The 24,371-nt window shown below is 42.9% G+C and carries 18 protein-coding genes; 4 read left to right on the top strand and 14 right to left on the bottom strand.

The window, feature by feature from the left end:
- Positions 1-334: 334 nt before the first annotated feature.
- The 13 genes from MMIC_RS04270 to MMIC_RS04210 all read right to left on the bottom strand — a co-directional run bounded on the left by MMIC_RS04270 (position 335) and on the right by MMIC_RS04210 (position 17,106).
- On the bottom strand, positions 335-1,252 hold the full coding sequence (locus MMIC_RS04270; protein ID WP_143144877.1) for a class I SAM-dependent methyltransferase: 918 nt from the start codon (positions 1,250-1,252) through the stop codon (positions 335-337).
- A 109-nt stretch (positions 1,253-1,361) separates the two neighbouring features.
- The gene (gene asnB / locus MMIC_RS04265; RefSeq protein ID WP_072659218.1) at positions 1,362-3,167 is read right to left on the bottom strand and encodes an asparagine synthase (glutamine-hydrolyzing); all 1,806 of its coding nucleotides are present in this window, start codon (positions 3,165-3,167) and stop codon (positions 1,362-1,364) included.
- A 56-nt stretch (positions 3,168-3,223) separates the two neighbouring features.
- Entirely contained in the window at positions 3,224-4,450 is a 1,227-nt protein-coding gene (locus MMIC_RS04260; protein WP_072659217.1) for a glycosyltransferase family 4 protein, read from the bottom strand.
- A 35-nt stretch (positions 4,451-4,485) separates the two neighbouring features.
- A complete protein-coding gene (locus tag MMIC_RS04255) occupies positions 4,486-5,217 on the bottom strand; it encodes a class I SAM-dependent methyltransferase (protein ID WP_072659216.1) in 732 nt (243 codons plus the stop codon).
- A 36-nt stretch (positions 5,218-5,253) separates the two neighbouring features.
- A complete protein-coding gene (locus MMIC_RS04250; protein WP_072659215.1) occupies positions 5,254-6,081 on the bottom strand; it encodes a glycosyltransferase family 2 protein in 828 nt (275 codons plus the stop codon).
- An 89-nt stretch (positions 6,082-6,170) separates the two neighbouring features.
- The gene (locus tag MMIC_RS04245; protein ID WP_072659214.1) at positions 6,171-7,556 is read right to left on the bottom strand and encodes a hypothetical protein; all 1,386 of its coding nucleotides are present in this window, start codon (positions 7,554-7,556) and stop codon (positions 6,171-6,173) included.
- 77 nt (positions 7,557-7,633) lie between these two features.
- On the bottom strand, positions 7,634-9,100 hold the full coding sequence (locus tag MMIC_RS04240; protein WP_072659213.1) for an oligosaccharide flippase family protein: 1,467 nt from the start codon (positions 9,098-9,100) through the stop codon (positions 7,634-7,636).
- On the bottom strand, positions 9,097-9,870 hold the full coding sequence (locus tag MMIC_RS04235; RefSeq protein ID WP_072659212.1) for a class I SAM-dependent methyltransferase: 774 nt from the start codon (positions 9,868-9,870) through the stop codon (positions 9,097-9,099). The genes MMIC_RS04240 and MMIC_RS04235 overlap by 4 nt, the downstream gene beginning before the upstream one ends.
- A 173-nt stretch (positions 9,871-10,043) precedes the next feature.
- Positions 10,044-10,757, bottom strand: a complete 714-nt coding sequence (locus tag MMIC_RS04230) for an FkbM family methyltransferase (RefSeq protein ID WP_143144876.1) — start codon at positions 10,755-10,757, stop codon at positions 10,044-10,046.
- Positions 10,758-10,928: 171 nt separating this feature from the next.
- Positions 10,929-11,900: a Wzz/FepE/Etk N-terminal domain-containing protein gene (locus MMIC_RS04225; RefSeq protein ID WP_072659210.1), complete on the bottom strand. Its 972-nt coding sequence runs from the start codon at positions 11,898-11,900 to the stop codon at positions 10,929-10,931.
- Positions 11,900-14,500: an SLBB domain-containing protein gene (locus MMIC_RS04220; protein WP_072659209.1), complete on the bottom strand. Its 2,601-nt coding sequence runs from the start codon at positions 14,498-14,500 to the stop codon at positions 11,900-11,902. Before MMIC_RS04220 ends, MMIC_RS04225 begins: the two co-directional genes overlap by 1 nt.
- Before the next feature lie 211 nt (positions 14,501-14,711).
- Entirely contained in the window at positions 14,712-15,878 is a 1,167-nt protein-coding gene (locus MMIC_RS04215; RefSeq protein WP_072659208.1) for a nucleotide sugar dehydrogenase, read from the bottom strand.
- Positions 15,879-16,095: 217 nt separating this feature from the next.
- Positions 16,096-17,106: an NAD-dependent epimerase gene (locus tag MMIC_RS04210; RefSeq protein ID WP_072659207.1), complete on the bottom strand. Its 1,011-nt coding sequence runs from the start codon at positions 17,104-17,106 to the stop codon at positions 16,096-16,098.
- Between the two features lie 187 nt (positions 17,107-17,293).
- Here MMIC_RS04210 and metH point away from each other — a divergent pair, with 187 nt between their 5' ends.
- The 3 genes from metH to MMIC_RS04195 all read left to right on the top strand — a co-directional run bounded on the left by metH (position 17,294) and on the right by MMIC_RS04195 (position 22,358).
- Positions 17,294-21,043, top strand: a complete 3,750-nt coding sequence (gene metH, locus MMIC_RS04205) for a methionine synthase (protein WP_072659206.1) — start codon at positions 17,294-17,296, stop codon at positions 21,041-21,043.
- 77 nt (positions 21,044-21,120) lie between these two features.
- The gene (gene secB, locus MMIC_RS04200) at positions 21,121-21,588 is read left to right on the top strand and encodes a protein-export chaperone SecB (protein WP_072659205.1); all 468 of its coding nucleotides are present in this window, start codon (positions 21,121-21,123) and stop codon (positions 21,586-21,588) included.
- 74 nt (positions 21,589-21,662) lie between these two features.
- Positions 21,663-22,358, top strand: coding sequence for a hypothetical protein (locus MMIC_RS04195; protein ID WP_072659204.1), 696 nt, complete (start codon positions 21,663-21,665; stop codon positions 22,356-22,358).
- Between the two features lie 47 nt (positions 22,359-22,405).
- Here the strand turns inward: MMIC_RS04195 and MMIC_RS04190 are convergent, their stop codons facing one another.
- Positions 22,406-23,179 (bottom strand): AsmA family protein, encoded by a 774-nt coding sequence (locus MMIC_RS04190; RefSeq protein WP_072659203.1) that lies wholly within the window; start codon positions 23,177-23,179, stop codon positions 22,406-22,408.
- A 178-nt stretch (positions 23,180-23,357) separates the two neighbouring features.
- Here MMIC_RS04190 and MMIC_RS04185 point away from each other — a divergent pair, with 178 nt between their 5' ends.
- Positions 23,358-24,323: a zinc ribbon domain-containing protein gene (locus tag MMIC_RS04185; RefSeq protein WP_072659202.1), complete on the top strand. Its 966-nt coding sequence runs from the start codon at positions 23,358-23,360 to the stop codon at positions 24,321-24,323.
- Positions 24,324-24,371: the final 48 nt, after the last annotated feature.

Here is a 24,371-nt window from a genome sequence, read left to right as displayed (position 1 = left end):
GTATTTCATTATCTCATTTACAATTAATTTAGCATCAGTATCAGATACATGGTCATCATCCAAGTATAGAGGTATGCCACCTTTATGCACTATGCACCTTTCCTTTACATCAGAGTTACATCATACATGCTCGGGATATACGCGAAATAAATTTTGATGTTGTCCAATATTGTCTAATGCCTCATATGCTCTCCGATCATAGAAGTTTACTAAGTACACATAGCCAGTTGAATTGTGAAACCAAATTGTAACTTGGTTTCTCTGCTCACCTTACTAGGCCGGGCTTCTTTAGCGAGTTGGAATAATAGATTTGATTGAGAAATCGCATGTTTTGTTAATTAGCTTTTCGACCATACACATTTATCATCATACCCAAATGCAGGGCATCAACCAGCTTAAGTGAAGCTGATGAAGCTATACTCACAGCTGGAACTAATGGTTTTAAAAAGCCCGTTAGTCGTTTCTCAAAGGTTCTTTTGGGTATATTTGAAACCCATTGTATCTTTTCAACCACAAACCCGTGATTTTCTAATAGTCGAGTAAGGCTCATGGGGCTAAAAAAATTCAAATGTTCAGGAGGACATATAAAAGGATCGTTTTCTTGTAAAAGCTTCCGAAAAATACTGCTATAATTTGGCAGTGCTATTGCCAGAATTCCATCATGAACTAGAGAAGTGTGGGCTTTCTCAATCCATTGATTAACATCGAATACATGTTCAAGTATCTGGCTCATCAAAATAACTGATAGAGAATTGGGGGAGCACTCAAATTCTTCATAAGAGCATGCCTGGGGTCGTAACCCAGTCATTTCCTCGGAAATTTCCCTCTCATTCCCCCCAAGTTCTAATGAAATAACATCAAAGCCTGAATCTAATGCCTGCTTCGAGAAGAAGCCGTACCCACAACCAACATCCAAAAATTTATTGTTGTGTTCACTGGTATGGAGCTTCTTTATGGAGTCAATCATCCTTCTGGCATCAACTGTTGTATTTGGATCATCCTGTTCTCGTAAGAGAACAGAGTTCAGGCTTTTAGATTCTTTAACAGTAGCATTATCAACCCTACACTCATTATTAGAATAAAAATCCATCAAAAAACTCATGGAGGGGCGTGGATTAATAAACGCGTAGCCACATGAAGGGCATTTATCTATTTCATAATTATCCTCACCAACCTTTTTTAATCGCCACTGCTTTATTGTTGAAGAACAGACAGGACATTTATCGTATTTTTTCATTGAATCAAATGGCAATTAAACTCTCCAATCATCTGTATATGAAACCTAGATTTATTCGATCAAAAATAGCTGGGTGTTTTATTGAAGAATTACAACTATTTAAACTTTTACCAGCATATTATTTTTATAATTTGGCTTCATCATATGTCTGATCAATATATTTCAGCCAATCCAAACGCTCGCCTTTAGCTTCCTCTGTGCACTGACTATTCAGAACCCCTTCGCGAAACCACCTTTTTACTGGAATGGCAAACCCTGTCTTACGTCGCTCAACAATCTCTTGAGGCAACGGGTTTTTCGGTGCATTAGCCAGCAACATCTTATTAGGGAATCGCTTGAATTCAGGTATCAGGGGCTGAAGTTGCTGCAACAAAAATGAATCAACCAATGGGGTCCGCAGCTCAACACTGTGACTCATGCTTGCCCAATCGCTATCGCGCAAAAGCTGGTTGCGCATATAAGTCATAGATTCAATCTGAGCCAATGCCATCATCCGGTCTGCTCCTAACGATCCGGTCATACTCTCAACCTGCCTCTCAACATTAAAATCCTGCAACTCTTTTGCTGCCAACTCTGAGTCCATTAATTCCGAGAACACATCCGGACCATTCAAACTTCGCCGCAACCACCATGCTCCCGCCATGGTTTGGGCCCATTCCGGCGCATATCGCCAGCGACCATTGCCCGTGCGTTTGGCCTGTACTTGTGCGACCGTTCTCGCTAACGACATCGCTCCAGGCAGCTGTGATAATCCTTCCCATATTCGAACTAGTAGTGGCAATCGCCGAAAACTATCATAACCAAAGAATAGTTCATCCCCCCCAACACCGGAAACTACAACCTTTAATCCTCGTTCAGCCACTGCCTTGCTCGCATACCAAGTATTAACCCCATCAATACTTGGCTGATCCATGGCATCAAGAATCTTTGGCAGATCCTCTAGAAACTCCTCTTGAGTAATTCGTCGAATATGATGGCTTATACCATAATGATGAGCAATTCTGGATGCCACAGGAGCTTCATCCTCATGGGAACCAGCGAATTCATCATAAGCAATTGTGATTCCTTCCAGGTCACGAGTACCCGCTTCAACCATCAAACCGGCCAAGGCCCCAGAATCGATCCCCCCTGAGAGAAACACCCCGACAGGAACATCCGCCACCAGATGGCGCTCTACCGATTCTCGTAAAGCATCCCGAATTTGTACTCCAACCTCTTCATTCGAGAGAGCCTGAATAGTAGGCTCCGTATGCCAAGCCTCTCCAATATCATACCATTTACGAAACGATATGACTTTTGAGTCTTCAATCCAAAGGCAATGCCCAGCTTGCACGGCTTGAATATCTCTATACCAAGTGTGTGGCTCTGGCACGCTTCCCAACATCCAGAATCCTGCCTGCCCATACTCATCCGGTTCTTTGGAAACCATTCCTGTAGCGACAAGAGCCTTAACCTGTGATCCTAATAGCACACCATTTGCAATGGTAGCGATATAAAGCGGCTTGATCCCATAAGGGTCACGTGCAGCAAATACCTTTCTGGTGGTTCTATCCCAGATCACAAAGGAGAACATTCCATGCAACCGTTCAAGCATTGCCTCACCCTCAGCAGCGAAGAGGGCTAGAATCACCTCCGTATCGGAAGTTGTACGAAATATTTTACCCTGAGTTTCCATCTCACTTCGCAAAACTTTGTAGTTGTATATTTCTCCATTGAATACGATAACATATCTATTGCAAATTGAATGCATTGGTTGTTCCGCTCGATGATCGAGATCAAGAATTGCCAATCGACGATGGCCAAGGTAGATGCCGTCTTCTTTCCACTCACCTACTCCATCTGGACCACGAACAGCCAACCTATCAAGCGCCCTATCTGCGCTCTCTTGTGAAAACACACCATCTGTAACAGCAGCTATAAAGCCGCACATAAAAGGTCTCCTCTACCACAAACATTCATAAGATTAACTGCTACAACAACCATTTTTTAATTTCCTCTAGAAATATTTTTCCATATATCAGCATATCGCTTTGCTATAAGTTCTAAATCAAAATTAGATAAAATTGTTTCCCGCGCTCGACTCCGAATACGTTCTATAGCACTCTTTTTTCTTATTACATCTAATGTGACAGGAAGATCTTCCAATGCATTATAGATAAAACCATTTTCTCGATCTTGTATCAAATCATCTACACCAGGATAGCGTGAAGTAATTATAGGAGTCTTTTTCAACATTGCTTCGATCCAGGTTAGAGGAAGAAGGGACGTCGACATTGCTTCAGAAACAGAAACTGGAGAAAGAATCCCATCAGCCGCTTCCAATAACTCATGAAAGTCTTTAGGACCATTCTCAACAACAACATTCCCACCCGAATATTTTCGGTACTCTTCTTTATAACGAGTTGGCCTAATCGCTACAACAAACAATACGTTACTGAATTTTGATGACCGCAGACATGAAAGTGTTTGAAACAGTTCTTGTTCTGGCAGTCTATCAGAGACAACTATCAACAAGTCCTCTGGTTTACAGGAATAACGTTTTCGAAAAGCAGATTGTATCTTCGCTCTAGAGTTTAATTCAATTGTACGAACACCCCATGGTATAACTTCCAAGGCATTGTGTTCACAGCCTATCTTCTGTAACTCATCTGCAGCAGCTCGAGTATATGTTATTAATTTAGTAGCGTGAATTAAACCATACTTAACATAGTTCTTATAAATGCCCCCAGTACTATAATTCTCTAGAGAAATTCGCATTGTTGGTTTCGTTACCGTTATAGGGATGCTAGGGAATAACTTTTTGATAATAAATAGAACTGGCCCAACAGAGTCAGTGAAGTGCAACACACTTGGTTTATATGCTTTAATAAAGGCCCTCAAAGAAAAGAATGAATGCCATAAGAGAGATAAATTCATCTCTAAGCCATTTCTAATATTTGAGTGCCTTTTATGTGGCTGATAACTACCCAGTTGGTCTGAAAACTGTGGCCTATGGAATATTCGGTTTTTACTTTGAAATATTACTTCATGACTACCGACCTGTTTTTTTTCTAATACTTCTTTTGCATCATTCAAGCTCCAGACGGCCAAATCAATATCATTAGAAAGAGAACCAATTAATTCATGAACAAAGTTCTTATCGCTTGGCGTAGGATAAGGAACGTATCCAATCGAAATAACTAGCACTCGAACAGAGTTGTTTTTAGCGATCATAGCGCAACAAAAAGTTTAAAATAAACCAAATGGAATCAAATACTTTTATTTACTTTTAGAGTCACATAAATACGTGAGCAATACCTTGGGAATAGCCGGGAAAACATCTTGTCAAAATTACTTACAACTGGGGAAAAGGCATCTCCAAACAATCCGAAACTCCCCATCCCAAGGAAGAACGCACCTTCGACTCTTTCTACAGTTGCCCCTGATGAAGTCGCAACCTCTTCAATTTCACTCGCTTTGAGGCGCGTTGTTCTCCTGCGGTTTCTTCCCATTTGAAGCCTTTGTTCGTTTACACACTCCACTAGCACACGTCCCTCAGGCCGAACTATCCTCATCATTTCAATTATCACGTTTTTGGCATATGCCTTAGACTCGGTCTGATTCAAAAGTCTGACCGTATAAGCAACATCATATGAATTATCTTCATATGGAAGTTTGGCTGCCTCTGCAACATCTAAGCTTTGAGATGCACCTTTTTCTTCTAGCTTTTCTTGTAACTTTCCTAGCATGCTGGACGACGCATCTGCGCCATCAACAGAGTAACCAGCTTCTACGCATTCCATCAATATCCGACCAGTTCCACAGCCAATTTCGACCACTTTAGCGGACTTGGAGGTTTGATCTAACAAGCGCATAACCTTTGATAGCTCTATAAAGTGAACTTCCATTCCAGCTCTTGATGAAAAGCGTGCCTTATCATACTTTTCTGCACTTTCATGAGAATACGCTGTTTGCACCTTAAAATCATGTTCTTCTTTCATTTAAATTTCCTTTTTAGAGCACGGAAAATTTATCCGCTAAATCTTCCATATAAGATCAACATTATCACCTTTATTCATAAAGGTCAGGAGCATACTAGATACATAATTTCCATTGAGAAGTTGTTTTATTCTAAATTTTTTTTGTGCATTAGAAGATCCCTCAAGATCAACAGAGTTCCATTTAAACACTAACTGAGTTTCCTCTGACTTCCTTCCCTCTATGTTGATACTTTTCATTTCTTCATGCCATCGGAAAACACCTAATAACTTATGTGTTGTTGAAATTCGGACATCATTCATTATAAACCTATAGACTAAGTCTGTATCCATAAGGAAGTGAAAGTCATCCCTTAATCCACCAACAGCTTCAAAAACTTTTTTTCTAAAAAACATGCTTTGTTGCCCAAATGCAATTACACCTTTCTTTGCCAAGTATTTTGATGGCTTTGGATATACATAACATTTGGTTATACTCCCATTGATATCAGCATATGCAATACCGCCCATCAACACATCGACCTCAGGATGTGTTTTAAAAAACTCTCCGACAAAATCTAAAGCTCCAGGCAGTAGAACATCATCTGAATTAATCCATCCTATGATTTCACCATTCGATCTGGAAAAACCTTTCATTATCGCATCACTTTGACCTTCGTCTTTTTCAGAAACCCAGAAGTTTATATCTCTATCATATTTCTCAATTATTTTGACACTATCATCATCGGAGCCGCCATCCATTACAAAATATTCAAGGTTTGCATACTGTTGACCAATTACAGATCTAATGGTGGTCTCAAGAAACTTAGCTTGATTATACGATGGTGTTACCATTGTGATAGTCGGCAATTCTTTTACTTTATGCATAGATAAACATTCCTTGAAAACAGTTAAATTCACACGCCTTCACTTTCAGCCCCCCCTTAATAAAGAGATTATTAGCATTGCCAATATAATCAATTGGAGTTTTTGAATCCATTAATTCTAATTAGTGCAGCGAGAATGGCTACCCACAAAATTACCATTGGTAACGCACCCGCTCCAATATTAATGAAGGTTGCAGAAGCCATTGTCACTAATGAAATTGAGATATATCCATTAAAATCCTGTCTCTTCTGTATGCTTCCATACGCCTGCAGGGAAGTTGTTATAATTATAAGGGTTAAAAGAATAGTACCTATTAGTCCAAAATCTAATAACAGTATGATCCAACCTGAATCAATTGTATCAGAAACGTTCCCTTTAGCTATTCCAGCTAAATGATACATATACATGCCAAGGCCAACACCCGAAGCAGATAACTCCAAATTATCTTTGAATAAATATGTTAAAGCTTCAGTCTCATGCCTCTCTTCATATGTTGTTTCAATACGGTCAATTGAACGATGATATATAAGTTCAGTAACACTGAACTCGCCTTCAGATAAAGTTGGTAATGCTACATATAATCCCAAGGCTCCAACAATAATAGGGGCTGCTAATCGTAACATTTTATATATTCCAGATTGTTTTAGTACCATAAAGACAATTGGGATAGTGCTCAATGCCAATCCTATAAAGGCACTAGTTGCAAACGTAGTTATCAACACAATAAAAAGAGTTACAATAAACTGCCACTTAGACCACCATGGCCTATTACCCTTGTTCAAAACAACAGTATACATAAGAGAGAGAACTAGTAGCGGAAGTAGAAATACCCCTAATTTTTTAGGCTCACCAGCAAATGAATGTAAACGGTATACATATGAATTGTCGATTCCAAAACCCGCAAATTGGTGGTTGTCTCCAATAGCTCTCAAAATCGGCATAAATTCTAATCCAATAATATGAAACAGCAGCTCAACCAAGGCCCCGCCTACTGCAATCAACCCAGCAATGGCATAACAAGCGATGAATTTTTCAAATGATATTACGTTCCGTAATGCGAGAAATACTAGTGGTACAAGCGACAGGGTTGTTATGTATGAAACAAACTGTACAGCAGGCCGAAAGGTGGTGCTTTGAGCTGCAAAGGTCCCACCTCCAAACTTGAATGGCGGCTCGACAATATACCCAAAAATCAAACAGCAGATTAACCAAAATAACAAACACCATAGAGCCACTATAAGCGATGTGCTTGCCCTCTTCATCCAACTCAGATTGTTAATTACCATGAACAACGAAAATATAGAAATGATTTTTATTGGGAACCATATTGTAATAAAAAAATAAACAAACCCATTTAGTGCTAGTGCAAAGGGTATTGAACATAGCAATAAAAGTGGCCTATTTTGGACTAAAGCAAAAAAACCAAGCCCAAAAAAACCAAGCAGTACAATAATAGAACTTAGATTCCAATCCATTTAGTCGAACCATATAAATATATATTCACTGATCCCGGTCGATAAAAAGAAGGAAAAAGAGAGCGCAAGCATCACCTCTAACTCAGCAATGCTAAAATGCGTTTTCCAATTAATGTCATAAATAGGCCTAGCATGACAATAACTGCATAAACTACTGAACAAACTAGTAGTGCATTCGCCCCATGTAAATCAAATAAATAAATAGCTCCGAATACGACAGATGATGCAAAAGTAACCAGCAACAAAGTATTCCATCCGCTTTCTGGAATCAACTGGGCCATAGGGATCTCATTAAATAAGTGATATTGAATTAAAAGAAGTATGCTTCCAACAACCAGTGAAAGTGACCACCCGATAACAACTCCAAAGCCGCCAAAAACAAAACCTAAGAATAAGCCCAGTGTAACATTTAATACACAAATCAATGAATGAGCAATTAGATTCGGGCGTAAGGACCCTGCACCTTGATTGAAAAAAAATGCACTACCAGCAAAGGTGTTAATCATCCAGCCAACAACTAGTAACCATGAGAAAACAATAAATACTTGGTTACTATCCCCCATCCAAATATCAGATATCGCAGGAACAGCAACTATAAGAAATCCAAAAAGAAGAAGGTTAATTGAGAAAAACATATCATATGTCTTCAGGTACAATAATTTCACTCTATTGACATCAATTTCGACTATCTCAGCAACTGCAGGCACGAAGATTCTATTGACACTCACGATAAGTGATCGAATTTGCATTACCATTCGATTTGCCATCTCATAATAACCTACCATAGGAAGTCCACCAAAATAGGACAGCAACCCCTTTGTTACGGGCTCATAAGTCATGCTGATCACAGAGGTGAATTGAAAAGTTATTGAATATCGCCAAATTTCAAGAAAAACATTCTTCCTCCATTTTGCCATTAAGTGGAATGAAGGTAATTCTTTCCTGAGAAACACCCATGCAGTCAGCAAGATAAATAAAGATTGAAACAACTGTGAGTATGCTAGTGCGATAAAACCAAAGTCAGGCAGCAAAATTATGACTAGCCCAAGATTTATAAGGATACCAGACATCATCAATACATTTCTAATATCCATCCTCTGGCACCCGTCCAAGCCTGCCATCATTACGCCTGAAACTGTATTAATGCATAATGTTATTAATGCGAAGGGCAACAAAATCAATGCGTACGAAACTTTTTCCTGTGGAATTAAAAATCCTAATACAACCTGAAGTGGGTAGTAAGATAAAATGGATACAATCAGAATAATTGAAAATACTGTAACTAATGCAGTCTCGGTAATTTCACTAGCTTTATTCTCGTTCCCCTTAGCTCGATATTTCGCAACAAATTTTACAACGCTACTTGCAAAACCAAGCTCGCTGAGCCTTGCCGATGCAACACTCACCAACACCAATGACCAGACCCCCAGCAAATCAACACCTATGGAATCAAGTAAATATTTATAAAGGAAAAAATATACTCCTCCTGTCACTAGCACTTGGAGAAGAGTGAATATTCCATTCCGTTTAAGTACTTGTTTCAACTTAACTTCTTGAATCTAACGATAAAGTGATCTCGAGCAGTTGACCATATTGGAGGCGAATCAAGTAACTCTGGAAATTGAGCTGTTATTGTTTTTCCTCCCAGTCCTAGCTTCCTTGCGAAACGCAGAAGAAAGGGGGTGAAGCGGTAGACTAAGTTTATCATGGTTTCCTTTATCTTATTGGCAATTGAAAGCCTTGCTCGTTGAGCATGAGAAAAGTATTGAACTTCAGCAACCTGTAGGCCGCATTCATGTGCAACATATTCACACCATTCAGGGTTAATAAAAGATAAATGCTCACCAATCGTACAATACCAGTATCTACTTCCCATTAGCTTCCAAGATGCAGCATGCGAGTTTCCAGTGGTAATAATGATTTCACCATCACGTGTAGTTACATTTGCAAGTGCTTTCAAAAATGACTTCGGATCAAATGAATGCTCAATAACATCAAATGATGTCACTATATGAAATTGTTGTTTTAGAGAATCGAGCGAGTCAAAGTCGTTTCCAATAATATCGACACCAAGTTTTCTGGCTCTACTTGCTGCCTGCTGATGAATTTCAACACCAAACTTTTTGGATGAATTATCTATACCTCTGAGAAACTCACCGCCAAAACACCCAACATCAAGAATATGATACCCACTTGGTTTTTCATTAAGCCATGAATAAACAATTTCCCAGTCCGTTCTTTTTTCTTCTTTTCCGGGGGTCCAGTTTTCATCATTACCTGAACAATATAATGCATCAAGATGCTCTTTTGACAACTTAGGATACCTAAAGAAGCAATGACATCTTCGGCATGAAAACAGTCCCCCCCCCCTTAGAGGAGCCGACAATTGAGTCCCAGCAAAAGCATCAGTTGAAGGGATTTTTCCTATAAACCGCAAATCACTGGAAAGACAGGATGGACAGTATCTTGAAATACTATTGGGCATGGCTATTTCTTCAAAAAAACGGCATCAAAGAATTGCGTTCTTCCATCTTGCTTATCGTAATATTGCTGTAAATTCCCTGAATACTTAAACCCCAACTTTTCCATCTTTCCGAGAATGGTCGTGAATTCAGACTGTCCATCATATAGGCTTTCTACGCATACCTCTAGAATTACTGCTTTTGCTAAACGGAATATACCCTGCCCACCTTCTATAACTTTAACCTCAAACCCTTGGACATCCACCTTTATAAAGATATCTTCAACCAGCATATTACTTAAACTAGATAGAGCTTTATCTAAGGTAGTCATTTTTACATCTATTTTTGTCTGATTGGCCGTCTCGGGAAACAGCTCATCGTTATTTCTTGTGGATTGTAGAATAGATGAGGAAGTACTATGATCAACATGTAGGTTCATCGCTACAACACCTTCGTTGTCCCCCAATGCCACATTGAAAATCGTTACATCCTTACCAGTTTCTTTCTTCCAGCTTTCTAGAGCGGTAAAAGCATTTGGTAATGGTTCAAAACAAAACAGACGAGCGCTTGGAAATGTTTGCAATATAGATTTTGCAAACTGTCCTTCATTAGCACCGATATCTATAATTGTTTTAATTGATAAGCTCTTTATTCCTAATAAAGTATTTTCAGGAACATTGTAAGGCTTATTGTAATAAAGATTAATTGATTTCAATATTGATTTGATTGCTTCTTTCATTGGTTGTTGTTCCTTAATATCCAGGTTATAATCTATATGTTGACTAATGATGAAGAATAGAAACACACACCATTTCAATGCAATTTAGATATTTTTTTCAAGCCGCTCCAATTGTCTGCTTTTTATCTATCGATACTTGTAAGTAAAAATTCCGGAGATCACTGATTCTTATCAGCGTTGAGAGAACTGACCATCATCGCACCGATTGCGTATTCTTTCTGCAATAAGTATACCAACCATGGCTAGAAAGCCAAATATAATACCTGCTAGAAGCGCCAATTGAGTTCGTTTAGGCTTGTACTTGTTATCTGGAGGCGCAGCGGCATCTAAAACCTGAAATGCAAACTGCTTGCGACTGTTTGCAAGCATTGCTTTTCTTTGCTCTTGAGCAATCAACTCGAAAAGAGATCTGCGCATATCCTCAACTTGAGTCCGAGCCAACTCATTATAGAGATACTTCAGGTTGCCTTCACTTGCTACAACTGCACGTTGCCTAAGATGTTCATTCAATTGATCCACCAGAAGATTTACCCATGCTGATGCCAACTCCGCACTTTTCCATTCAATACTCATGGTCACCAGGTTAGATTTTTTGTCGACCGAAACTGAGAGCACCTCAGTAAACCGACGATAAGCATCCCAATTGTTTGGTTGATCTTCAGGGTCAAGCTCTTTCCATTTTTCAACCGCCTCATCCCACTCATCTTCAAACAGTATCGGCATAAGTTTCTGGGCTTTGATGAACTTCCACAAAAAGTCACGTGACTTCAATACTGCAAGGTTCTCTTCAATATTTCCACCACCACCAAGTGAAATGCCAGCCAAGGATGCGAGGCTTCCAAGGCCTCCCAACGAAGGCCCCCTCTTAGCACCTTCATCTGCGACTGGAGCAAGCAACACGTCTGCACGATAAATATTTGGCAATGTAAGTGAGTAGCCTGCCACAAGCATAGTCGCGATGAAAGACACAGCTATAACTACCACCTTCCTTTTCCAGATAGCTCGCCAGTATTGAAGAAGATGAATCTCATCCTCATTTTGCTGCATGCCATACATAGCAGCAAGCATCTGAGGATCAATTTGCGGCTGATGAACTGGTGACTGAGGCCGCTCTTCATGCTGTTGTTTGTTTTTTTTGGTCATCAGAGAATACCCACTGTAACCATTGATGCTGTAAATACACCGATCTGCATCAAGACTTTCGACCAATCAAGGGTTGCATCAAGCAGATTAAAGACCTCAAGTTTCTGTGGTACTACTATAGTATCACCAGGATACATGGCCGTATTGCTACTCCAGCCGCTTCCTGAATCGACATAGCCATTCGCCCTGACAATATAGACTCTCTCTTCATCACCCATAGAGGTTACGCCACCAGCCAAATCAATAAAGTCATCCCTATTCATATTTTTGCGATAAAGCATGGCTGACTGATTGTATACCTCGCCAATGACCATCACCTGATCTGGACGCTTCGGCACGTATAAGGTATCACCATCCACAAGACTTAGTGTTGATCCGCCTTTCAACCTCCCCCTTTCATCTATATCAACCAACAATCGTCCTTCCGGTTTGAGGTTTCTAAATTTCTCCAGCACTCCTTGTGCCGCTGACAATCCTTTTTGTTTATCCATGAGGATCTTAGGATCATTGATAGATTGAATCGCTGATTCGGTTTGCGCTATCTCTCTCTCCAGTTTATCTGCATATTCATTAAGCCTTTTCTGTTGCTCATCACGAATTGATTGTCTGGAAAAGAAAGCTGCAGACATAAATGCATCTTCCGTTAAGCCACCGGCTCTCTCTATAACCTGAGACAACGTTTCACCATTTTCAATGGTGTATGTACCCGGAAAACGAAACTCACCTTTCAACTCAATCATCTCATGTGCTCGCCAGTTACTAACTGTGCGGACCATGATTACATCATGAGCCTGAAGCAGAATGTCTGCAGAGGCATCTCCGGAAAGTGCTTTGGCCAAATCCAACTGGCTATGCTTGAGTACTCTCTTTTCTCCCTCGATCACCTCATACCGAGTTAGCTCAGCTTGCTGTAAATATGCATTCTCCAACGGACCGCCTGCTGCCAGCACAAGATCTGAAACCTTCAAGGCTTTACCCAATGGAAATTTGCCGGGATGCCTGACTGCACCAGTAACAACGACACTATCCAACTGACTCATAACTGTATTGGAGAACACCATCAGCTTATCATCAGGCTTCAAATCAGGATTAAGGCTCTTGTATCCATCTTTCAACAGTTTGCCAAGCGGTGGACGCAGTATCGTCAATTCACCACTCACACTGTCTTCGCGTTGGATGATAATGTAATCCATGAATGCATTGGGCAGAAGATCATCTTGTGAATGAATCACATCTGATAACTTCATTCCCCTTTTAAATCCAAAAGCACCAGGGCGTTTTACATAACCCTCAACCAGAATTGTATCCGATACTACTCCCGGGACCGGATAAATGAGAAGAATATCCCCATTTTTAACTCGGGTGGAATGACCAGCTTTTGAGACATTCACATTCAACAGGGTTCGATCACCTTTTGATGTTATTCGTTCAATCTGTGCATGTTTGGAATCTGCAGTTGCAAGCTTACCTCCAGCCAGACGCAGAACATCAGCCACAGCGTTAGCTGCTTTGCTATTTTTCACTTCATAAATTCCTGGTCTGGTAACCTCACCGGCCACAGCTATGACATCGCCAATAGGGGGGACGAAGACAACATCACCGGGCTGAAGTCGCATATCCTGTCTACTGTCACCTTTTAGAAGAAAATCATACAAGTCCAGCTCAACAATAGGACGACCTGTGCGCTTAAGAATAATATGGCGCATGCTGCCCTGCTTACTCACTCCACCGGACACAAACAGGGCATTAGATATAGTTGAAAGGCCGCTGACAAGATATGAACCCGGATTATTCACATCACCCAAAACAAACACACGCATTGAGCGCAGTCTTCCCATCGATACGGAACCTGTAACACCAATCATATGCTGATTGATTTTTTCAGCGATCAAGGCCTTTGCTTGCTGGAAATCCTGACCAACCAGACTTAGGGAACCTATGGAAGGTAAATCAACTATACCTTCACGATCAATTACAACCTGAATTCGCTCATCTTTGCTACCATAGAACTGAATGTTCAGCTCATCCCCTGGACCCAGCACATATTCAGGCGGCACGGGTATTTCAGTTGCCGGAGCAAAAGTGGAAGGAGAACCCGCAAACAGATTGTACCCATATTGAGAGAGGTTGCCATTAATCACCCTTTTCTGCTTGGAATTTAGTATTGCCCCCCAGGAATTTCTCAGTGACTCATCAGCCCTGAGCATACCTTCAACACTTGTAGCTTCATCAGTAGCTTCATCAGTAGCTTCATCAGTTGCTTCATCAGTGGCTTCATCAGTAGCTTCATCAACAGTTACACCTAATAATTTCAAACGCTCCTGCACTGACTTCTCAATTGCACTAGTTTCAAGTTTGATCGGAGTGATGATTGTCGGTGGAACTTGAGGAACCTCTTCCCTCATAGCACCACCAGGCAAGGAGACCCCAGCTTGCTTGGCTAGCCTTGCTTTATCTGAATCAGGTAAAGATGCCGCCATTCGCATCTGATCTGGAGTCAGCGTAATCGCAAAAGCAGGAGTAGTAATTGCCATCACAGTAAGCAGCAGGACAGACACTCCCGCAACCATGGATAATGGGTTGATTTTAAAACAATTCATTACAGACATTTCCCCTAGTATCTTCTGTTGAACTAAAACATTTGTCACTTCAAATGCGAAATGAACATTTGCATGGGACTGGTAAGACACCCATAATTAGAATAATCAGGAACCATACCCACCATAACATATTCCTCAAGCTGATTTGAACTTAAACCAGAATGCTTGCAGCAAAATTTCAACACAGATTACCCTGATATGACAATAATGCCTAATCACTACCAAACAGGTCTCGTGTAAACACTTTGTTTTTTACATCAACAAGATCATTAGACATACGGTTGGCGACAATAACATCAGATGATTGCTTAAACTCGTTCAGATCAGCAATAACACGTGAGTTGAAAAAACTCTTGTCGTCTAATGCCGGTTCATAAATGACAACCTCAACGCCTTTTGCCTTGATGCGCTTCATAATACCTTGAATACTGGAAGCGCGGAAGTTATCGGAACCACTCTTCATAATCAGTCGATAGATGCCGACCACCTTCGGCTTGTGCTTAAGGATGCTGTCCGCAATAAAATCCTTACGCGTAGTATTCGCATCAACAATGGCATTGATCAGATTTTGAGGCACATCCTGATAGTTGGCCAACAACTGTTTGGTGTCCTTGGGCAGGCAGTAACCGCCGTATCCAAAGGATGGATTGTTATAAAAGTCACCAATGCGGGGGTCCAGACAGACGCCCTGAATCACCTGCTTGGAATCAAGGCCATGTGTTGCAGCATAGGAATCCAACTCATTGAAATAGGCTACGCGCATAGCCAGATAGGTGTTGGCGAAAAGTTTGATTGCTTCGGCCTCAGTAGAGTCCGTGAACAGCGTAGCAATATCCTGCTTGATAGCACCCTGCCTGAGCAACCCGGCAAAACATTCTGCTCGCTCGGAGCGCTCTCCCACAACAATGCGTGAAGGGTACAGGTTGTCATGAAGAGCCTTACCTTCACGCAGAAATTCGGGAGAGAAAATCAAATTGCCGCACTTGAATCCGGCCCTTGCTTTAGCCGTATAACCTACGGGTACTGTGGACTTGATAATCATCACTGCTTCGGGATTTATATTCATTACATCCTGAATCACCGCTTCGACGGAACCCGTGTTAAAGCTATTGTTCTCGGGATCATAATCGGTCGGTGTTGCAATGATGACATAATCGGCATCAACATATGCTTCTCTTTTGTCGAGTGTGGCGCGAAAGCGAAGATCTTTCTCTTTCAGAAAGGTTTCGATCTCATCATCAGCGATAGGTGATTGCTTATTGTTAAGCATTGCAACCTTTTCAGTGTCGATATCAAGCGCCACCACTTCATTATGCTGCGCAAGCAACATGGCGTTAGAGAGCCCGACATAACCGGTTCCCGCAATAGCAATCTTCATTTAATTTCCACTTGCTCCATGATTTGTTGTTTTTCGTACACAGCCACTCACTATTCTCGCATGCCACTGAAATCTGGGCGAATTCCCACGCTCAGTAGAATTCAGTACTTTATAGCTCAGTGTAAAAAATAACACAAGCTGACAGCAATTCTTTCACATCCCGTCTCACAACATCAAAGGTCACATACACGCTTGTCCCGTATTATTAATTTCCATCTCAACTTTTATAGTATTCCAGGTACCATTGTATGAATTCACTAACGCCTTGCTCAACTGAGGTATCGGGTCTAAATCCAACATCATTAATCAAAGCATCAACATTTGCAGCCGTTGCCGGAACATCACCAGCCTGCATGGGAAGGAAATTTTTCTTCGCTTCTACGCCAAGTGCTTTCTCAATCGCAGAGATAAAATCCATCAAAGCCACAGGGGTAGAATTACCTATGTTATAAACCCGCCATGGTGCTCTGCTCGTAGCCGGATCAGGCTGCTTGCCGTCCCAATCAGGATTACCTTCAACAATATTATCAAGCACTCGAACAACGCCTTCCACAATATCATCAATATAGGTGAAATCGCGTTTCATCTGTCCATGATTGAATACTTTGATTGGCTCACCTGCCAGTATCGCCTTGGTGAACAAAATAGGAGCCATATCTGGCCTGCCCCATGGCCCGTACACAGTAAAAAAACGCAAGCCAGTTGTTGGGATTCCATACAGATGTGAATACGAATGGGCCATCAACTCATTCGCTTTTTTACTGGCTGCATACAGAGACACCGGATGGTCAACATTATCATGTACAGAGAACGGCATGGTCTCGTTAGCGCCATATACTGATGAAGATGATGCATAAACCAGATGTTTTACGTCATGATGACGGCACCCCTCAAGGATATTGGTAAAACCGACGATATTACTGTCGACATATGCATGAGGGTTCTGTAACGAATAGCGAACACCAGCCTGAGCTGCAAGGTTAACAACTTTGTCGAACTTCTCATCGGCAAACAGAGCTTCCATGCCTTCACGGTCAGAAAGATCCATCTTCACGAGACGGAAGTTCTGGTGGTCTGAAAATTGCGCAAGTCGAGCTTGTTTCAAGCTTACATCGTAATAGTCATTGAAGTTATCCAATCCAATCACTTCATCACCCCGTTCAAGCAGGCAAACAGCTAAATGGGCTCCGATAAATCCAGCAACTCCTGTAACAAGAACTTTGGCCACTCTTACTCCTTTAGATATTGAGATATACGACTTACTCAATCAACCATCACATAAGCCATGCAGGCCACAGAACTTGAGAAGTGTGGACTGCAATCTACCCATAACGTTAGAAATCTAAATAACTGATTTACAAAATGAATCACTTCAACGTTTCTCCGAGTCAAGCATGCTGCTAGTGTGCTGCGCCATGAACAGAGCTGACCTTTTCCAACAACATATGAAAGAACGTATCCTGATCCTGGATGGTGCCATGGGCACGATGATCCAGTCATATGGTTTGCAGGAGGCCGATTACCGCGGTGAACGCTTTGCTGAGTGGCCAAGTGAGTTGAAAGGCAATAACGATCTGCTGTCGCTTACCCAGCCCCAGATCATTCGTGAAATTCATACGGCTTACCTGGAAGCCGGCTCTGACATCATTGAGACTAACACGTTTAATGCCAACTCGGCATCTATGGCCGACTACGGTATGGAATCGCTGGTTTATGAATTGAATCTGGCTGGCGCAAAAGCTGCACGTGAAGCATGTGACGCGATAGCCACGCCTGAAAGACCGCGCTTTGTTGCCGGCGTTCTGGGCCCTACTTCACGCACCTGTTCTCTCTCACCGGATGTCAATGATCCGGGTTTCCGCAACATCACCTTTGATGAACTGGTTGAAACGTATCGCGAGGCGACTCGCGGGCTTTTTGACGGCGGTGCGGATATCATTCTGATCGAAACGGTCTTCGATACACTCAATGCCAAAGCGGCCGTTTTCGCAGTGAAGCAGTATTTTGAAGATGCCGGTGTAGAGCTACCGATCATGATCTCCGGCACCATCACCGACGCCTCAGGACGCACCCTTTCAGGTCAAACAGCCACTGCGTTTTACAACTCTCTCGCACATGCCAATCCAGTTTCCATTGGGCTAAATTGTGCCTTGGGTGCTGGTGAGTTACGTCAATATATTGAAGAACTTTCTGATACAGTTTCCTGCGGCATCAATGCGCATCCGAATGCCGGGCTTCCCAATGCCATGGGAGGCTATGATGAAACAGCCGAAGAGATGGCTGCCGAGATTAAAGAGTGGGCTGAATCAGGTTTTTTGAACATTATCGGCGGCTGCTGCGGAACCGGCCCTGATCACATTCGTGCAATGGCACAGGCAGTAGAAGGTATTGCTCCCCGCCCTGCCCCACAGCGGGAAGTCATGTGTCGCCTTTCAGGGCTCGAACCTCTACACATCGACAGCAATAGCCTGTTCGTAAATGTAGGCGAACGTGCCAATGTTACCGGTTCAGCGATATTCAAACGCCTGATCCTTAATGGAGAGTACGACAAAGCGCTGAGCGTCTGTCGTGAGCAGGTGGAAAATGGTGCTCAGATCATCGACATCAATATGGACGAAGCCATGCTGGATGGCAAACAGGCCATGGTCACCTTCCTCAACCTGATTGCCTCCGAACCGGATATCTCACGTGTACCCGTGATGATCGACTCCTCCAAATGGGAAATTATCGAAGCCGGGCTGAAATGCATTCAAGGTAAAGGGGTCGTCAACTCGATTTCCATGAAAGAAGGCAGGGATGCTTTCGTTCATCATGCTAAGCTGCTGGCAAAATACGGTGCTGCAGTTGTGGTCATGGCCTTTGATGAAGAAGGTCAGGCAGATACTTTTGAACGCAAGATTGAAATTTGCGAAAACTCCTACCGTATTCTGGTAGATGAGTGTGCTTTTCCACCTGAAGACATCATCTTCGATCCGAACATCTTTGCTATCGCCACAGGCATTGAGGAGCACAATAATTACGCAGTGGATTTCATTGAAGCAACAGGCTGGATCAAAAAGAACCTGCCACATGCAATGATTTCCGGTGGTGTATCCAACGTATCATTCTCATTCCGTGGCAATAATCCGGTACGCGAAGCCATTCATTCCGTATTCCTCTATCACGCCATCAAACAGGGTATGGATATGGGCATTGTGAATGCCGGCATGCTTGAAATTTATGAAGAGCTACCCAAAGCGTTGCGTGATGCCGTTGAAGATGTGGTACTCAACCGGAACCCTGACGCAACCGATAATCTGCTCAATATTGCTGATGACTACCGTGGTGATGGCAAACAGGTTAAAAAAGCGGATGAAGAGTGGCGCAGCTGGCCTGTGGTTAAGAGACTCGAGCATGCTCTAGTCAAAGGCATTGATGCGCATGTAGATGAAGATACTGAAGAAGCTCGACTGCAGTTCCCTTCTCCCATCGAAGTCATCGAAGGCCCATTGATGGACGGCATGAATGTTGTCGGCGACCTGTTCGGCGATGGCAAGATGTTCCTGCCACAAGTGGTAAAATCAGCACGTGTGATGAAAAAAGCTGTGGCCTGGCTGATGCCTTATATCGAAGCGGCAAAAGCTACAGGAACATCCTCATCCAACGGCAAAGTACTGATGGCTACCGTGAAAGGCGATGTCCACGATATCGGCAAGAATATTGTCGGCGTAGTCCTGCAGTGTAATAACTTTGAAGTCATTGACCTCGGTGTCATGGTACCTGCTGCCAGGATCCTGGAAGAAGCGACAAAACACAATGTGGACATCATCGGGCTTTCCGGCCTGATTACACCATCACTGGATGAAATGGTGCATCTGGCCAAAGAGATGAAACGTCTTGGTTTCAACAAACCTGTCATGTTAGGTGGCGCAACAACCTCCAAAGCCCATACGGCTGTAAAAATCATGCCTGAATACGATGAGCCGGTAATCTGGGTAAAAGACGCTTCACGCGCCGTAGGTGTGGCACAGAATCTGATTTCCGCCCTCAATCACGATGAGTTTGTGAGTGAAACCCGAAAGGAATATGAAGCTGTACGCGATCGTTATCTGGGCCGTCAAAGCCAGACTGACTGGCTTTCACTTGCTGATGCGCGTGCAAACAGAACCGCGTTGAACCCGGCCACCATTGCAACAGCACCGGCCACGCCAGGTGTACAGGTTCTGAAAAACATCTCCATTTCCGAGATCCGCAACTATATTGACTGGACACCATTCTTCTCCGCCTGGGAGCTGAATGGTGCCTATCCACGTATCCTGAACGATCCGCACAAAGGAAAAGAAGCACAGAAACTATTCAACGAAGCGCAAGTCTGGCTCGACAAAATCATTGATGAGAACTGGTTTGAAGCGCGCGCAGTATTTGGCCTGTTCCCTGCAAGCTCCACTGATAATGACAGTGTCATTATTTATGATGAAGCCGGTGAAGAAACAACACGTTTTCACTTTGTACGTCAGCAGCAGGACAAAAAAGATGCCCGCGCAAACCTCTGCCTCTCTGATTTCATTGCAACTGCCAACGACCATATCGGAGCTTTCGCAGTGGGAGTCTTCGGAGCAGAGGAAAAAGCCAAGGCATTCGAAGCAGAACAAGATGATTATGCAGCCATTATGATCAAAGTTTTGGCTGATCGCCTGGCAGAAGCTTTGGCTGAAATGCTGCACAAAGATGTTCGCACGAAACACTGGGGATACGAAGTACATGGACGTACAAGTGCCGCGGGAGACACGACGTTGGAAGCGACCGAAGTACATGGACGTACAAGTGCCGCGCGAGACACGACGTCGGAAGAGGCCGCAACTGGTGAATCCTATTATCAGGATCTGATCAAAGAGAAATATCAGGGCATCCGCCCTGCCGCCGGTTACCCGGCATGCCCTGAGCACACTGAAAAAGGTACACTTTGGAATCTTCTCGAAGTAGAAGAGAATATCGGCATGAAATTGACTGACTCATTTGCTATGATGCCTGCAGCTGCAGTTTCAGGTCTCTACTTTGCTAATCCCGAAGCCCACTACTTCACCGTAGGCAAGATCAACAAGGATCAGGTGGCGGATTATGCCCAACGTAAAGGCATGAGCCTGAATGAGGCCGAGAAGTGGCTGGCTCCAAATATAGGCTACTGATACATGTTTAGAAAAACGGCAGCCACACACCGCAGCTTTGCTTCGCGTATGTGGTCTACCTTATAGATGAGGAAATTATGACTGAAATCGCAACAACTCCAACTGATGACACACCTGTTTTCAGCTTACAGAAACTGTATATAAAGGATATCTCATTTGAGAATCCAAACGCGCCCATGGTTTTCACCATCCAAAACCCTCAGCCAAATATTGAGATGAACATGAAGATGGAAAACCGACAAATTGATGAGGATCACTGGGAAGTATCCTTAAAGGCTTCGATTGTGGCACGTGATACAGAACAGGATAATCAGGTAAGATTTGAAATTGAAGTGGAACAGGCTGGCCTGTTTTACCTGAAAAATATCCCTGAAGAGCATATCGATGTACTTATTAACGTTGATTGCCCGACCATGATTTTCCCGTATACCCGCCAAATCATCAGTCAACTGACAGTTGATGGTGGTTTCATGCCACTGCTGCTGGACCCGATTAATTTTGCAGCAGCATATGAAGTTAACCGTAAACAACAGACTAAACACTGATACATTCTACACACCAAGCTGAGGGCTTGCATACCTGCAACGCCCTCAGCCTGGTGAAATAGATATAAACCTCGATGCATACAAAACCATCTGACTCTCTATTAAGACCTGAGTTCACACTGAGTCTGGCAGAACAACTGCTCAAAGGTCAGTCCATCAATCTACTCAGCCCACACGGGCAAGGGCGAAGACGAACCCTGAAAGATTTGCGTGATATTTTACCAGACATCATGCAAATCTTTCACGTGAACATGCGGGACTACTGCTCCAATTTCAAAGCTTTTTGTGGGGAACTCGCATCACAGAACGGGTGTATCAACACAGGTAATGATAATCTTGCCGAACTACTTGATGGCATGACTCAGAAAGCCTGTCAGACCTTACTCATCCTGCACAATTTTGATGAAATCAGAAACAGCCAAGCCATCGCAGGTGGATACAATACAACATTCTTCCAGGCCCTGAACAGCATTCAGGAACGACAAAACATGAGCCTGCTTTGCGTGTGTGAACAGGTGCTTGATCACCACCTGATTCATGCAGATGGATCTGAAGTGAGAAGATCAAACCTAACGTGTCAATTGCTAGCGCTGCCTGAATTAAACCCCGCTCAGCTCATGGCCGAATTACAACGCAATAATATTGCACTTCTTGATGAAACTGAACTGGTAGCACTATCCGGCTGGCTTGCAGATCACTCCTCGCCATGCTCCATACTGGATAACTTGAACCCCGACTGGCTCAAACAACAATACTGGAAACAACAATAAAAAAGGCTGAGAAGTTTTGCTTCTCAGCCCTTCCTCCTTCTACCCGACTATTTGCCTAACAAGCCTTTAAGGGCACCTCCGGCACCACCACCAACAGCACCGCCTGCGCCACCGACCTTATCCAGCGCCTGTGTTTTAAATGCATCAGCAGATTTTCCGAGGTATTTATTCACACCTAGTCTGGCAACTGAGCCTTTTACATTGCCAAGGAGTTTAGAAGAGAGTTGCTGAGCCACCTCTGCTGCTGTCGCCCCGCCACTCTTCTGACCAACATCACGCATCACAATTTTTGGCAGTTTCACTGTCTGCTGCTGATCACCAAGAGCCGCGATTCGTACTTTGGCAGTTGAACCCTCCACAACCAGTCGCTTGATAATCATTTTCAGCTCTTCGCCACTACTACTGGAAGAAGAGCTGCTGCTACCGCCAGAGCCGAGGCTTTTCTTCAACACATCAACATTGGAAACACCTGCCTTATTGATTTCATATACCACAGCCGGCGCACTAATGAGAATTTCATCGATAACAATTGGATTTTGTCGGATGGTCGATGTATCAATATTGGTTGTGATATTGCCAAGCTCAAAAATATTCGGATCAGAGAAACCTGCTGGATTGCCAACATTCAGGCCGGAAATCGAGGCCTTACCATCTTCAAGCACAATTTTCACATCGGATACTGTCACTCTGGTTTTTGTCGCATCCGAGCCATACACCTGAATGGCATCTTTCACCATACCGTCAAGATTGGAGAGCACAAAAAACAGACCACCAACAATGATAAGTCCTAATCCCACAACGCCGATCAACACCTTTTTCATAAGCAACTCCTGAAATCCGAAATAGTAAATGGAGTATAGCATGATTTTCCACAAGCACAGAATCTGTAGTCAATTCGAAGAGAATATTTCAGCCATCAACCACCTCTGCCTTAAAACTGGCACAAATCTTGATGTCACTCTTGTATTGAACTTTCTAGAATAACTGCAGGAGCCTGATTTGGAATACATACAATGTCCGCATTGTGAAAAAAAATATGCTGCAAACGACACGATCAAAGCATCTGTCGGCAAAAAAATTCGCTGCAAGCAGTGTAAAGAGCCCTTTGAAATAATCGTTCAACAACGACCCCGCAAAAACACGGCAGCAAACAAACCAGAAAAAAATCAAGCCGCAGAGCAAAACAAAGCAGTTGAAGAAACGGTTCAGTCAGAAGGAGTAAAAAAACCTTCAAAAGCATCAGAACCAGCAAAAGAAAAGCGTAGTAACAAGAAAAACAAGAAAAACAAGAAATCTGCAACCGGGAAAAAACGACTCAACACGCAGCTGATTATCACCTCAGTCCTGGTCATCACGCTGATTATCACCGCCATTGTTGGGTTTCTTTTTTTCAATAATCCAGAGTTGTTTCAAGCCTCTGAAAGCAAACAAAACAGCAAAACCATTCAACCACTTATTCCGGACTTTGATCCATTTGCCAAAGGCATAGGTCCAGCTGCACCAGAGAGCAAAAAAGAAGAATCCGCACCATCAGAGGAAGAAAAACTCAAGGATGAAGGTTTATTGGCTCCAGAAGCTGAGCAGCCCAAAACTGATCCTGCCCCGGGTATTCCTGAACCAGATTCATCCGAACAACAGACAGTCAGGGAAAATATTCCGCCAGAGTCTGAAGGACCGAAAAACCCCACTCAGGCATGTAAAGATGCTGCCTCTATCCGCTGGATCAGTATCTATAAACTATCTCATGAGAAACTGAATTCTGAGACTTATATGAAACTATTTGGTCAGGGTGCTGGGCAGACCGCTGAGGTGCGCAAGTTATGCAAGGACAATTCGCTCGTCACTCGCTTAACCTCTGCAGCCAGGGAAGAAAAAATACCTGAATGGATCAGGAAAGAGATTGAAACCCGCAGAGACATTGAAGAAGCCAGAAAAAAACATCTGGAAGAATCAAGACAACATTGACATCCTCCCCTACCTTCACTTCGTTCAGGACAAGGATTCCCCAAAACC

Source organism: Mariprofundus micogutta (assembly GCF_001895085.1).
In the GTDB taxonomy this organism is placed as follows: Bacteria; Pseudomonadota; Zetaproteobacteria; order Mariprofundales; family Mariprofundaceae; genus Mariprofundus; species Mariprofundus micogutta.
This window is presented reverse-complemented; position numbering and strand designations above follow the sequence as displayed.